Annotated in this window: 13 protein-coding genes, 1 tRNA gene and 1 pseudogene; 8 read left to right on the plus strand and 7 right to left on the minus strand. The window is 68.6% G+C overall.

The genetic code is table 11. The annotated features are described in order from the left end of the window. The first annotated feature begins 190 nt into the window (after positions 1–190). Both sbnA and QFW96_RS09730 read left to right on the plus strand, forming a co-directional pair. Positions 191–1,153 (plus strand): 2,3-diaminopropionate biosynthesis protein SbnA, encoded by a 963-nt coding sequence (gene sbnA / locus QFW96_RS09725; protein WP_281455254.1) that lies wholly within the window; start codon positions 191–193, stop codon positions 1,151–1,153. Further along, the gene (locus QFW96_RS09730) at positions 1,150–3,633 is read left to right on the plus strand and encodes an MFS transporter (RefSeq protein WP_281455255.1); all 2,484 of its coding nucleotides are present in this window, start codon (positions 1,150–1,152) and stop codon (positions 3,631–3,633) included. Before sbnA ends, QFW96_RS09730 begins: the two co-directional genes overlap by 4 nt. Before the next feature lie 158 nt (positions 3,634–3,791). On the opposite strand, the gene QFW96_RS09735 is transcribed toward QFW96_RS09730, so the two are convergent. The 4 genes and pseudogenes from QFW96_RS09735 to QFW96_RS09745 form a co-directional block, all read right to left on the minus strand. Beyond that, positions 3,792–4,022, minus strand: a complete 231-nt coding sequence (locus QFW96_RS09735) for a hypothetical protein (RefSeq protein ID WP_281455256.1) — start codon at positions 4,020–4,022, stop codon at positions 3,792–3,794. Positions 4,023–4,042: 20 nt separating this feature from the next. Further along, positions 4,043–4,489 (minus strand): annotated as a pseudogene (locus QFW96_RS30210) (GDSL-type esterase/lipase family protein); the annotation flags it as partial. A 420-nt stretch (positions 4,490–4,909) separates the two neighbouring features. Further along, positions 4,910–4,984: transfer RNA gene (locus QFW96_RS09740), tRNA-Val, on the minus strand. 73 nt (positions 4,985–5,057) lie between these two features. Next, entirely contained in the window at positions 5,058–5,363 is a 306-nt protein-coding gene (locus tag QFW96_RS09745) for an SH3 domain-containing protein (protein WP_281455257.1), read from the minus strand. Positions 5,364–5,857: 494 nt separating this feature from the next. Here QFW96_RS09745 and QFW96_RS09750 point away from each other — a divergent pair, with 494 nt between their 5' ends. Then, positions 5,858–6,055, plus strand: coding sequence for a MerR family transcriptional regulator (locus QFW96_RS09750; RefSeq protein WP_281455258.1), 198 nt, complete (start codon positions 5,858–5,860; stop codon positions 6,053–6,055). A 168-nt stretch (positions 6,056–6,223) separates the two neighbouring features. Here QFW96_RS09750 and QFW96_RS09755 read toward each other — a convergent pair whose 3' ends face one another. Next, positions 6,224–7,444 (minus strand): NADP-dependent isocitrate dehydrogenase, encoded by a 1,221-nt coding sequence (locus tag QFW96_RS09755; protein ID WP_281455259.1) that lies wholly within the window; start codon positions 7,442–7,444, stop codon positions 6,224–6,226. Between the two features lie 236 nt (positions 7,445–7,680). On the opposite strand from QFW96_RS09755, the gene QFW96_RS09760 reads away from it, so the two are divergent. From QFW96_RS09760 to QFW96_RS09770, 3 genes are all read left to right on the plus strand, one after another. Continuing rightward, positions 7,681–8,514, plus strand: coding sequence for a metal-dependent hydrolase (locus tag QFW96_RS09760; RefSeq protein ID WP_281455260.1), 834 nt, complete (start codon positions 7,681–7,683; stop codon positions 8,512–8,514). 126 nt (positions 8,515–8,640) lie between these two features. After that, entirely contained in the window at positions 8,641–9,069 is a 429-nt protein-coding gene (locus tag QFW96_RS09765) for a hypothetical protein (RefSeq protein WP_281455261.1), read from the plus strand. Positions 9,070–9,127: 58 nt separating this feature from the next. Then, positions 9,128–9,328, plus strand: coding sequence for a DUF1918 domain-containing protein (locus QFW96_RS09770; RefSeq protein ID WP_281455262.1), 201 nt, complete (start codon positions 9,128–9,130; stop codon positions 9,326–9,328). Here QFW96_RS09770 and QFW96_RS09775 read toward each other — a convergent pair. Continuing rightward, a complete protein-coding gene (locus tag QFW96_RS09775; protein ID WP_281455263.1) occupies positions 9,325–9,999 on the minus strand; it encodes a TetR/AcrR family transcriptional regulator in 675 nt (224 codons plus the stop codon). The genes QFW96_RS09770 and QFW96_RS09775 overlap by 4 nt on opposite strands. Positions 10,000–10,089: 90 nt before the next feature. Between QFW96_RS09775 and QFW96_RS09780 the strand changes: the two genes are divergently transcribed. Together QFW96_RS09780 and QFW96_RS09785 are read left to right on the plus strand one after the other, a co-directional pair. Next, positions 10,090–11,094, plus strand: a complete 1,005-nt coding sequence (locus QFW96_RS09780; protein ID WP_281455264.1) for a medium chain dehydrogenase/reductase family protein — start codon at positions 10,090–10,092, stop codon at positions 11,092–11,094. A gap of 96 nt (positions 11,095–11,190) precedes the next feature. After that, positions 11,191–12,027, plus strand: a complete 837-nt coding sequence (locus tag QFW96_RS09785) for a DUF4253 domain-containing protein (protein WP_281455265.1) — start codon at positions 11,191–11,193, stop codon at positions 12,025–12,027. Between the two features lie 168 nt (positions 12,028–12,195). Here QFW96_RS09785 and QFW96_RS09790 read toward each other — a convergent pair whose 3' ends face one another. Beyond that, a complete protein-coding gene (locus tag QFW96_RS09790; RefSeq protein WP_281455266.1) occupies positions 12,196–12,486 on the minus strand; it encodes a DUF3017 domain-containing protein in 291 nt (96 codons plus the stop codon). Between the last annotated feature and the right edge of the window lie 16 nt (positions 12,487–12,502).

The raw sequence follows: 12,502 nt of genomic DNA on the forward strand, positions 1-12,502 counted from the left end.
TGCGTTCCTGAATTCGCCTCTCTGAATTTCGAAACCGGACAGTGCCTGTTCGCGCGACGATGACGCCGTACCCGACCTCCGGCGTTTCGCGTCGTCGTGCGCGCATCGGTTCACGCTTTCCGCTCTCTTCTCGCGGTGGCGCACCGACGTGCGCCCCGAAACCTGGAGGTTCGCAGTGATCCACGATTCGGTGATCGGCTGTGTCGGATCGACCCCGATGGTGCGACTCAGCCGGTGTTTCCCCGAACCCGACGTGGAAGTGCTCGCCAAGCTGGAGATGCTCAATCCCGGCGGCAGCATGAAAGACCGACCCGCGCGGTTCATCATCGAGCAAGGCCTGGCCGACGGGACGCTTCGTCCCGGCATGCGGCTGGTGGAAAGCACCTCCGGCAACCTGGGCATCGCCCTGGCCATGGCAGCCGGGCTGCACGGGTTGTCGTTCACCGCCGTGGTCGATCCCAAGACCTCGCCGACGAACCTGCGCCTGCTGGAGCTGTTCGGCGCCGACGTCGAGATGGTCACCGAGCCCGACGAAGCCGGTGGCTACCTGCACTCCCGCGTGCGCCGGGCTCAGCAACTCGTGCGCTCGATCCCGAACACGACCCAGATCAACCAGTACGCCAACGAGCTGAACTGGCGCGCCTACCACGAGACCGCAGGCGAGGAGATCCTCGACGCCGTCGACGACCCCCTCGACTACCTGGTGGCGGCGGTGTCGACGACCGGGTCCATCCAAGGCATCGCCCGACGACTGCGCCAGGACCACCCCGACCTCAAGGTGGTCGCCGTCGACGCGGTCGGCTCCGTCATCTTCGGCACCCCGCCCGGGCCGCGGCAGATCCCCGGGTTCGGGGCCAGCCGCGTGCCGGAGATCTACGCCCCCGCGGAGATCGACGACGTCCTGCACGTCGCCGACGCCGAGTCGGCCGCCGGGTGCCGGCGGCTGCTGGCCACCGAGAAGGTCTTCGCCGGCGGATCGTCGGGCGCGGTGATCGCCGGGGTCGAGCACCTCATCTCCAGGCTGGAGGGCCCGGCCCGGATCGTGACCGTGCTGCCCGACCGCGGCGAGCGCTACCTCGACCTCGTGTACGACGACGAATGGGTCGCCAACCTGCCCGACCCGTGGCAGGAGCCCGAGGCGGTGACACGGTGACCCGCGCACTGCGCACGCCGCACGGCCCTCCACCGCAGCACGCGGAGTCGGAGAGCGTTCGCGGCCGCGACCTCGTGCTGCTGTGGGCCGGGCAGTTCGTCAACACCGCCGGGCTGATGATGCTGGTGCCGATCATGCCGTTCTACCTGAGGCAGATCGGCACCAGCAGCCTCGCCGAGACCCAGACCTGGGCCGGAGTCGCCATCGCCGCACCCGCCCTGGCCCTCACCGTCGCCACCCCGCTGTGGGGACGCCTCGGCGACCGCATCGGTCGCAAGTGGATGGTGGTGCGCGCACTGCTGGGCCTGGCAATCGCCATGATCGTCATGGCCACCGCGAGCAGCCCGCTGCTGCTCGTCGCCGGTCGCCTGCTGCAGGGCACGCTCGGCGGCGTCGTCGAAGCCGCCGCCGCCTTCGCCGGGTCCACCGGCTCGGACCAGAAGCGCGGCTCAGCGCTGGGCAAATCGTTCAGCGCCACCGCAGCAGGCGCCTTGGCCGGCCCCGTCGCAGGCGGCCTGTTCGTCGGCGCCGGCGGCCTGCAGCAACTCATGCTCGTGATCGCCGGGGTCGCCGCGATGCTCGCGGTGACCTGTGGTGTCGGCCTGCGCGAACCTGCGCGCAGCCGGCCCCTCACAGGCAGCGGCGAGACCACGACGCGGCAACGGCGTCGCCCCTCGGTGCGGGAAGTCCCAGGGGCCGGAGCACTGGCCCTGGCCGCGATCGCGGCCTACTTCGGCGTCTACGGCCTGATCCCGGTCTACGCCGAACACGTCGAAGGCGTCGTCACGGACCAGGGCGGTGCAAGCCTGTGGGTCGGCGTGCTGCATTCGGTGATGTGGGGCGCGACCCTGCTCGGCTCGTTCTGGTGGGGCAAGCACAACGATCTCACCGGACGGCCGCTGCGCACCTTCGTGCTCAGCGCCGGTGGGTGCGCGGCCGCCATCGCGGTCATCGCCCTGCCCCTGGATCCCTACGCGATGATCCCGCTGCGCCTGGTCCAGGGCTTCTGCTTCGCCGCGCTGGCTCAATCGCTGTTCCTGCACTTCAGCAAGCACGCACCCGCTGACCGCAGAAGCGCGTTCGTCAGCACGGCCAACAGCTACCTGCTCATCGGCCAATCCGCAGGCCCCCTGCTGGCCGGTCCGCTGGTCGGTCTCATGCCCGTCCCCGGTGCCGTGCTCGTCATGGCCGGGGCGTGCGCGCTGGGATGCCTGCTGGCCCTCACACCATCCTCGGAGGAGAAGCGCTCCCCCGAGGAGCACCCGGACGACGTGAGCGCGGCCGGGGAAGTCGAGCCGACCCGGCCCATCCCTGTCGTGGCGTCCGCGCGCAACGGGGTCGCCATCGCCCCCTTCCGCGGCTGGCGCATCACTCAACGAAACCACAGCACCCTCGCAGGCCGGTACGCGACACCGTGGAGCGAACTCCCGCACCCGGGTTTCGGCATCCTGGCGGATTGGCAGCGCAGCGGAGCGATCATCCAGGATCGGCGTCCCGCTCTCTACGCCTACGAGCAACTCGGGCCGCACGGAACCATCCGGGGCGTGGTGGCCTTGGTGCACCTGGACAGCGGGCTGCTTCCCCACGCGGACGTCATCCCCGAACACGTTCAGCGGCTCACCAACGTCATGGAACGCCAGCGGGCCAACCTCGACCCCGCCCTGCTCGGCTTCTCCGGTGACGGTCGTACCGCCACCTGCATCGACGACGCCGCCCACCACCCACCAGTCGCCGAAGTACTGGCCCACGACGGCCAAACCCACCGCCTGTGGCCCATCACCGATCACGTGGAACAGGATCAGATCATCGCCGAGCTGGAGGCACGGGCCGCCTTCATCGCCGACGGCCACCACCGCCACGCCGCGGCACGGCAGTACCGGCGCGCGGCCTATGCCGCCGGACAGGGCCAAGGCCCGTGGGACTACTTTCCCGCCTTGCTGGTCGACGTCACCAAGACCCCGATGAGCCTCGCCCCTGTTCACCGCGTGCTGCCCCGTCTCGACCCACGCGAGGCACTGCAGATGGCCTCCGCCCGGTTCCGCGTCACCCCGATGCACGGCGAGATCACCGACTGGATCACCAAGCTGAAGCGCCACTCGAAGAACGGACCGGCCTACGTCCTGGCCACCCCACGTGGTGGCTACCTGCTCACCGAACCACAACCGCGCTTCCTGAACGCAGCACTCGATGGCACGGCCTCAGCGCTGCGCACGATGAACGTCGCGATCCTGGACACAGCGCTGCTCGACCGCTTGTGGCAGATCCCGAACCGTCCCGGAGACATCAACTACGAGCCGAACCCCAGCGCCGCCCTCCGCATGGCCCGGGACAGCGGAGGCGTCGCCGTGCTCACGAATCCACCGACCCGGCGAGACCTCAAAGCCGCTGCCGCCTCCGGGATCCGCCTGCCGCACAAGTCCACGTCGTTCGGACCAAAACCGCACCCCGGGTTGGTATTTCGGACGCTCGACGACCGCTGAGAGTCATGCCCCACAAGGACACCTGCCCAGAGACCGAAAACGCCCACCGTGCTCGACCGCAGAGACGACCGCGGAGATCGGATAGACGAGGGCTGCCAAGGACAATCGGCACGGTGCGCGGGCAGGCGAACCCACCCGCGCACCCTTCCGGGGATCGATCACAGGACGAAGCCCTGGACGTTGCCACCTCGGTTGAGCCAGCAGCGGACGGAGCCACCGTCGTAGACGACGACGTAGTCGGACTTACCGTCGCCGCTGATGTCGCGGAAGGTCGATTCGTCGCCGGGATACCCGGTCTCGTTGGCGAAGTTCCTGTGTTCGGTGAATCCGCCCTCGCCCCGCCCGCCGTTGTTGATGTAGGCGTGCACGGCTCCCTTGTAGCCGACCATGAGCGATGCGGAGCCGAGGAAAGCTCGTACTCCTGGTCGAAATCGTTGGTCCCGGCATGCAGCGTGATCACGTTCGGCTGGTACCGGGGAACGGTGCAGTCGGCGATCGACGCGATCTCGTCAATGCGCCAGCCCGGATGTCCCTCGTTGTCCGGGTCCGGCATCGTCCCCGCCCGCGACGAGCCGACGAAGTCCACCTGACCCGAACCGAACCTGGTCTTGAGCTCGTCGTTGAGCTCATCGCGATAGCCGTTGTCGTCCGAACTCTCCCGGCCGGCGGTGATCGAATCACCCAGCGGCATCGCCCGAATCTCCAGCTCGTTCTGCCCGTCCCCGACCTTCTCGAACCGCCACTGATGCACCCCTGGCCTCATCCGGACGGTGTCGAGAAACACGCCGCGGCCCGCTGACAACTGCGCGCCGACCTCGCCCTCGAAACCGACATCCGGTGGGCGAACTCGCACCATCAGCCGAGCCGTCGTCGAACTCAACCCACGACCGACCCACCCGCAGCCGCACCCGCCACGACCAACACCTCGAACGCAGCTGGTTCCGCAAAAACATCTGGTGCCACGCACTCGCCAACGCCGGCCTCCCCCACACCCACAACACCGCCCTCACCGCACTCCACCGAACCCGCACCAACCCACCCAGCACCCCAGCACCCGGTCAACTCACGGTCACAAACCCAACCCCGCCCCAGCCACCAAACTGAGCCCACCCGACACGAATACCCAGATCAGCGCCCCACCCACCACCGAAAAGCCGCACAGTGAACGCGAAATCCGCGGAACCAGGGCGCGCATCCCACGGTCAACACCGTGCCCGAACAGCAAAACGCCCTGTCGGCAACAACGCCGACAGGGCTTCTCACCTGCGAAAAGATTTGGTGCGCGATACTGGGATTGAACCAGTGACCTCTACCGTGTCAAGGTAGCGCTCTCCCACTGAGCTAATCGCGCTCGGCGGTGTTCGCCGCCAGCGGTGGAGAGCTTATCTCAGCGGTTTCCGGGCGTTCACACCCACCCCTGCCCGTCAGGGAACGCAGGCGCTTCCCGGCAACGGCACGAGGAACTCGGTGGCGGCCCAGCGGCCGGAGCCGATCTCGCGGAAACCGTCGACGACGTTCGGCGTCGCCTCGACCTGCTCGCCCGCTCCGAGTCGATCGACGCGCGAGGCTCCCTCGTCCGGGGCCGAGCGGACGTTGAGGGCGTCGGCGGAGACCTGGAACGCGCAGTCCTCCGGCTTGGCCGCATCGCCGTCCCGATCAGCACCCATCGCGTAGACGACGGCGATCAGGCCGACACCGGCCAGCAGAACCGGGCGGGGAACTGGGAGCACACCGAACCTCCAGGTCAAGAACGTCGCCCCAGCTATAACGACCCTCCAGGCGAACATGAAAGTCCCGCCACACCACCGCGCCACCGATTCAACAACCCCAGGGACACCCGCCCGAGCCCCACAGCGCCCAGTAATCGGCGATCCGGGAACAGCGGTATCACCCGCCCTCGGAGACGTACGCGCCCACCGCCCCCGGCGAGACCCCTGCCTCCACGAGAAGGAGCCGCCAGCACTCGTCGCAGGTCATGAAGGTGATCCAGTCCATCTCGGACGGCTGGGCCAGCGGGACCGTCCGACCGCAGACCGCTTCAGAAGCCGACTCCCCCTCCCAACGGCGCCCGCGGAACGCGTGTCGCGCTCCGCCGTCATCAACCGCCACCGGCAACCAGAAATCACCGCTCGCCTCCACCTCCAAAAATTCGGACACTCAGGCCAACAAGGCCAGACAGGCCAGCTAGGCAGCAAAGGACACGCGACGGCCATACGTTCGGGGCATGGGCAAGCGGTTGCTGTCGTCGGGTGAGCTGGCGGTGGAACTCGGCATCTCCCGCCGGTCGATCAGCCGCTACGCCGACGAGGGGTTGATCTCGGTCGCTCTCGTGGCACCCGGGGGTCGGTACAAGTTCGACCTGGACGTGGTGCGGAACGAGCTGCGCGAGCTCGCCGAGAAGCGCCGTGAAGGGCGCTCCTGACCTCGGTGCATCAGACCAGCAGACCTCGGCACCGGGTGCCCGCCGTCTGAGGTGATCGTGCTCTTCGGGAGCGTGCTGGGGGCGAAGTTCTCATGAGAACTTCGTCGGCCCCGAACGCAAAAACGCCGCTCCACCGGGGTGGTAGCGGCGCTTCGCGTCAGGCGAAGATCAGCGGTCGGCCATCTTCTTCTGCAGGTTCTCGTCCAGGGTGGCGAGGAATTCCTCGGTGGTCTGGAACGGCTGGTCGTTGCCGACCAGCAGGGCCAGGTCCTTGGTCATCTTGCCGCTCTCGACGGTCTCGATGACGACCTGCTCCAGCGCCTCGGCGAAACCGATGACCTCCGGAGTCGAGTCCATCTTGCCGCGGGCCTGCAGACCCCGGGTCCAGGCGTAGATCGACGCGATCGGGTTGGTCGAGGTGGGCTTGCCCTGCTGGTGCTGGCGGTAGTGGCGGGTCACCGTGCCGTGCGCGGCCTCGGCCTCCACCTTGCCGTCAGCGGTCATCAGGACCGAGGTCATCAGACCCAGCGAGCCGAAGCCCTGCGCGACGGTGTCCGACTGCACGTCACCGTCGTAGTTCTTGCAGGCCCAGACGTAGCCGCCCTCCCACTTCAGGGCGGTGGCGACCATGTCGTCGATCAGCCGGTGCTCGTAGGTGATGCCCTTGGCGTCGAACTGAGCCTTGTACTCGTTCTCGTAGATCTCCTGGAACACGTCCTTGAACATGCCGTCGTAGGCCTTCAGGATCGTGTTCTTGGTCGACATGTAGACCGGGAAGCCGCGGTCCAGGCCGTACCGGAAGGACGCGTGCGCGAACTCCTCGATCGACTTGCGGTAGTTGTACATGGCCATGGCCACGCCACCGTCTTCACCGAACTTCGCCACCTCCATCTCGATCGGCTCGGAGCCGTCCTCGGGGGTGTAGGTGATGGTGACGGTGCCCGGGCCCGGGACCTTGAAGTCGCTGGCCTTGTACTGGTCGCCGTGGGCGTGACGGCCGATGACGATCGGCTTGGTCCACGTCGGCACGTACCGCGGGATGTTGGAGATGACGATCGGCTCGCGGAAGATGACGCCGCCGAGGATGTTGCGGACGGTCCCGTTCGGGCTCCGCCACATCTTCTTCAGGCCGAACTCCTCCACGCGCGCCTCATCGGGCGTGATGGTGGCGCACTTCACACCTACGCCGTGCTTGGCGATGGCGTTCGCGGCATCGACGGTCACCTGGTCGTCGGTGGCGTCCCGGTGCTCGATGCCCAGGTCGTAGTAGTCGAGGTTGACGTCCAGGTAGGGGTGGATCAGCTTGTCCTTGATGAAGGACCAGATGATCCGGGTCATCTCGTCGCCGTCCAGTTCGGCGACCGTGCCCTGGACCTTGATCTTGCTCATGTGGCGGGGTGCTCCTCTCGCGAGAATGCAAGCGGTACAAGCGTACTGCTAGCGCTTTCGATTGTGCCTTGCCCCCGTCGCCCGCCACCAGGGTCACGGCGCATCCGAAGTCAGATTCACAGCTGCCACCCCCAGGGCAATGCCCGGCCGCGCCGCGATCTTCTTCTACTCTCGAACTCACAGACGAGTGATCTTGTCGAGCAGCTGTTCGGCGCGGCAGGCGATGCGGGAGAGACATGGCGACAGGACCGACGCACGCGATGAGCGGGTTGGCCGCATGGGCAGCGGTGACCGCCCTGGCCGACACGCACGCGCTGGGGCAATTATCCCCCAAGACCTGGGTGGTCGGAGCCACTCTTTCCGCAGGCGCCGCGCTGCTGCCCGACATCGACCACCCGTCCTCGACCGTCGCGGCCACCTTCGGCGCCATCTCCAAGGGCTTCTCCGCCGCCATGAGCGGGCTCAGCGGCTTCCTCTACCGGCTCACCCGCACCAAGAAGGACAGCGACCGCGAGGGCACGCACCGCGGCTTCACCCACACCGTCGTCTTCGCGATCCTCGCCGGGCTCATCACCACCGCGATCGTGCAGACCAGCGAGGGCAGCGCGCTGGGCGTGCTGATGTTCTTCTTCGCCGGCCTCGCCGTGCGCGGGCTGATGCACACCTGGTGCTCCCGCCGCGACGCGCTGCTCATCGCGGGCACGTCGCTGCTGCTCACGGTCGCGTGCTGGGCCTGGGCGGGGGACCAGCCGACCGACGCCGCCGCGTTCGGAGTCGCGGTGATGATCGGCTGCATCGCGCACTTCATCGGCGACGCCATCACCGAGCAGGGCTGCCCGATGCTGTGGCCGGTGCCGCTGGGCGGCAAGACCTGGTACCCGGTCGCGCCGCCGAAGAAGCTGCGGATGCGCACCGGCGGCGCCGTCGAGCTCGCCATCGTCGGCCCCGGCCTGACCCTGGTGTCGCTGGCGCTGACCTGCGTCGTCCTCTACCGCATCGGCGCCGCTCCCTGGCTGGCCGGACTGGACCTGCCGCCCGCAGTGATGACCTGGATCGAGGCAGGCCCTTGAGCCAGTCGGAGCAGGGTTTAGACCATTAGCACCTAAAACAAGACAAAGTGCACAATCCCTCTGGTCGCACCGATAAGGTGCACGTGCAGCGCCACCGAGGCACTGCGCCTTGTCCCCGGAGGGAAGATGCGAGCTCGAACGCGGATCGCGGTGGCGGTCCTGGCATTACCCCTGCTGACCGGACTCGCCTCGTGCGGCGAGATCCAGGAGGCCCAGCAGGGGCTGCAGGACGCCAACCAGCAGCTCCAGGGCGCGCAGCAGACCCTGGACTCCGCGCAGGCGTGCCTGCGGGCGATCAACGCCGCGAACTTCGTGCCGAACTTCGCCGACCCGCAGAAGGCCCAGGCCGACGCCCAGGCCAAGGTCGCCGAGCTGGAGCAGCTCACCAGCGCGACCGCTGACGAGACGCTCAAGCAGAACCTGCTCGACGTGCAGGAATCGGTGCAGCAGGTCGCCGACGGCAAGGTCGACATCGAGGCCGGCGCCGAGTGGACCTCCGCCCAGCTGGACAAGTACCAGGCGGTCACCACGACCTGCTCACGACTGGCGGAATGACGACTGCTGCGATCTGCATCACACCTCGCCTAGCCTGATGGGGCGGAGGTGATGGGTGATGAGAGCAGTCGTGGGCGACCAGCTCCACGTGCACAGCAAGCACGTCGACGAAGCCGAGAAGTACGCCGAGATCCTGGAGGTTCTCGGCCAGGACGGCGAACCGCCGTACAAGGTCCGCTACACCGACGGCCACGAGGGAATCGTCTTCCCCGGATCGGACTGCGTGATCGAAGCCCCTTCGCAGCGCCGGGGCGACTAGTCCCAGGGGTCGGCGAGGACGGATTCGACTTCGACCCGGAACAGCGGTTCCGGGTCGACGCCCATGCCCCCGAACTGGCCGATCACCTCGAGGCTGATCACGCCGTGCAGGCGTGACCAGGCGCGGACGGCCTTGCGCAGCGCGGGCAGCGGCGGCTGCGGGCCGCCCCGGCGGTCGCGCCAGGCCAGCAGCTGCCGGTCGAGCGCGCTGCTCGGCGGCGACTCCGGCGCGAGCGCGGCCAGGGCCTCCAGGATCGGCGCGAACGCGCGGTCGGCGAGTTCGAAGGTCTCGTCCGGAGCGACGTAGCCGGGCACGGGGGTGCCGAACAGCAGCAGGAAGCGCTGCGGCCCTTCCAGCGCCCACGCCCGGAAACCCGCCGCGACCTCGCGGAACCGGTTCTCCGGCGTCTTCCGGCGGTGCTCGTGCGCGACGCCTTCGAGCGTCTCCGCGAGGTCGCGGTAGCCGTCGGCGATGAGCTCGGTGAGCAGCGCGTCTCGATTGGCGAAGTAGCGGTAGAGCGCGGGCCCGGTGATGCCCATCCGCTTGGCGATCGCGTTCACCGAGATCCCCGACGGGCCCGACGCGGCGAGCTGCTCCATCGCGACCTGCTTGGCCTCGTTGCGCGTCTGCTCCCGGAAGCGCTCCCGCGGACTGCGCGGCTCAGCGGACATGCTCCCCCTCCCTTGACGCCTGAGAGTAACAGGTCCATATTTGAGTTAGAGCTTCTCACTTTCGCTACTTCTTATCACACTGGGGGACCCATGACCGAGATCGTGCTCACCGGACTCGACGAGGTCGTCGTCCGCGACACCGAGACCCCCGAACCCGGACCGCACCAGGTGCTCGTGCGCACCGAAGCCACCGGCGTCGCGTTCGCCGAGGTGCAGATGCGGCGCGGCCGCTACCCCGCCCAGCCGAGGTTCCCGTTCGTGCCCGGCTACGACCTGGTCGGCGAGATCGTCGCCACCGGACCCGGAACGCCCTGGCAGGTCGGGCAGCGGGTGGCGGCGATGACGCGCACCGGGGCCTGGGCCGAGCACGTCGTGCTGCGCGATCGCGACCTGGTCGCCGTCCCCGACGACGTCGACGCGGCCGAAGCCGTCGCGCTGGTGCTCAACGGCGTCACCGCGCGCCAGCTGCTGCGCACCGCGAACGCGCGAACGGGACGGACGGTGCTGGTGCACGGCATCGGCGGCGGCGTCGGGGCGCTGCTCGCACAACTGGCCGCCCTCGACGGGATCCGGGTCATCGGAACCGCTTCCGCGCACCGGCACCCGGACCTGACCGACCTCGGAGCGGAACTGATCGATCACCGCACCGACGACGTCGCCGAGCAGGTCACCGCGCTCGCCCCCGGCGGCGTGGACGCCGTCTTCGACCCGCTCGGACCGTCGAGCCTGCCCGCGTCCTGGCGACTGCTCGCGCCCGGCGGAACGCTGGTCAGCTACGGCAGCTCCGCGACGCTGGACGACACCGGCCCGTGGTTCGCTCCCTACCTCGGCATCGTGCGGATGGTGGCCGGGTGGGAGATCCGCAGGCTCCTCGGCAGGACCGGCGGACGCCGCGCGCGGCTGTACTACGTGCGTTCCGACGAGCAGTCGCGGAAGGATCTGGCCGAACTGCTCGGGCTGCTCGCCCAGGGACGGCTGCGCCCGCTCATCGCCGAACGACTGCCGCTGGAAGACGCCGAACGCGCGCTCGACCTGCACCTGTCCGGGAAGCGGACCGGTCGCATCGTGCTGCAACCGGGCTCTCACCGGGAGTGATGGCCGAAATGTTAGCTGGTTTGCACCATCCCGGGCTCCCCCCGACCGTCCCGCGTCCTTAAGGTGGTCCCATCGGGGAATCGCTAGGAGGCGGTGATGTTGCAAGACGACCGGGACGCGGGGGCACCGGCCGATCTTTCTGCGGTTTTCGGCATCGGTGCCGGGGTTTCGACCGAGCTGCCACCGGGCGAGATCCTCACCGAGCAGATGTCGATGGCGGTCTACCCGGCCCCGCTGTGCTGGATCAGCCTCGACACCCCGGGGCCGCAACTGGCCGCCGCGCTGCGCGCCGAGCACCGGCGCAGCGGGCTGTGGCCGCTGCTGCTCTGCGACAGCGACGAGACCTTCGGCGAGCGCTGCACCGTCGGCGTCGTCTCGCCGGAACCCCTGGAGCACATCGACCGCTGGCGCGTCTACGACGTGATGGCGCGGATCTGGGACGGGCTCGTGCAGGTCGACGACGAGCTCGGCCCGGCCTACGACCTCGACGTGCTCGCGCCCTTCGACTACAGCTGCCCCGGGCCGGCGAAGGCCGGGAACCTGCTGGCGGACCCGGACGTGCTGGCCAACCAACAGCTTCCGAAGCTCGTCGACGACGACACCCGGCTCGCGCTGGTTCCGGTCAAGCGCGGTGCCGACGTGCTCACGGTGCTCGGCTGGTCCGGCGCGGCCAACCACGTCTCGCGCACCGCCGGGCTCTCGGCGATGGTGCGCTCCTGGGAGGAGCGCTTCGGCGCGCGCATCCTGCGGCTCGGACCGGACCGGCTCGACATGAGCGTCGCCGCCCCGCCGCAGACCGCCGAGCACGCGGCCGCCGTCGCCGCCGAGCACTGGACCTTCTGCCCCGACCGCATCCTGCAGGAATCCGGTTCCCTCTCGGCCTACGCGAACGAGATCCGAGGCCGACGGACCTGGTCCTTCTGGTGGGACTGACCCTCCCGTCAAAAACCGCAACATTCATCGCGCGAAAACCGCAACATTCGTCGCGTGAAAACCGGGGTTTTCGTCGCGGGGTCGGGTGGTCCGGTGTGGAGTGTCCGGTGTGGACGTGAAAGAGGCAGGCACCCCCGGGTCGGGGTGCCTGCCTTTTTGGCGGTCGGGTCAGCCGAAGAGGCCCTTGATGGTCATGGCGATGGAGATGATGACCACGCCGAAACCGGCGTAGAGGAGGATGTCGACGACTCTGCTGCGGATGGCCAGCAGACCGGCGCGCTCGTCCGGGATCATCGCGCGCAGGCCCGCCGCGACCAGCAGCGCCAGGCCCAGCACGACCGTGCCGCGGCGCCAGTGCTGCAGGGACACCAGCAGGAACCCGATCAGCCCGATGCCGCACACCAGGCCGAACGGCACGTGGATGGACAGGCGGGACCTGTCCGGCAACCAGTCGCTCACGATCCTCCAGTCCAGC

This window comes from Saccharopolyspora ipomoeae (assembly GCF_029952525.1).
GTDB classification, from domain to species: domain Bacteria; phylum Actinomycetota; class Actinomycetes; order Mycobacteriales; family Pseudonocardiaceae; genus Saccharopolyspora; species Saccharopolyspora ipomoeae.

Excerpts from the sequence above, each read along its gene's own strand:
- QFW96_RS09735 (WP_281455256.1), bottom strand. The coding sequence starts at position 4,022 with ATGGTCGGCTACAAGGGAGCCGTGCACGCCTACATCAACAACGGCGGG.
- QFW96_RS09750 (WP_281455258.1), top strand. The coding sequence starts at position 5,858 with ATGGGCAAGCGGTTGCTGTCGTCGGGTGAGCTGGCGGTGGAACTCGGC.
- QFW96_RS09755 (WP_281455259.1), bottom strand. The coding sequence starts at position 7,444 with ATGAGCAAGATCAAGGTCCAGGGCACGGTCGCCGAACTGGACGGCGAC.
- QFW96_RS09760 (WP_281455260.1), top strand. The coding sequence starts at position 7,681 with ATGGCGACAGGACCGACGCACGCGATGAGCGGGTTGGCCGCATGGGCA.
- QFW96_RS09765 (WP_281455261.1), top strand. The coding sequence starts at position 8,641 with ATGCGAGCTCGAACGCGGATCGCGGTGGCGGTCCTGGCATTACCCCTG.
- QFW96_RS09770 (WP_281455262.1), top strand. The coding sequence starts at position 9,128 with ATGAGAGCAGTCGTGGGCGACCAGCTCCACGTGCACAGCAAGCACGTC.
- QFW96_RS09775 (WP_281455263.1), bottom strand. The coding sequence starts at position 9,999 with ATGTCCGCTGAGCCGCGCAGTCCGCGGGAGCGCTTCCGGGAGCAGACG.
- QFW96_RS09780 (WP_281455264.1), top strand. The coding sequence starts at position 10,090 with ATGACCGAGATCGTGCTCACCGGACTCGACGAGGTCGTCGTCCGCGAC.
- QFW96_RS09785 (WP_281455265.1), top strand. The coding sequence starts at position 11,191 with ATGTTGCAAGACGACCGGGACGCGGGGGCACCGGCCGATCTTTCTGCG.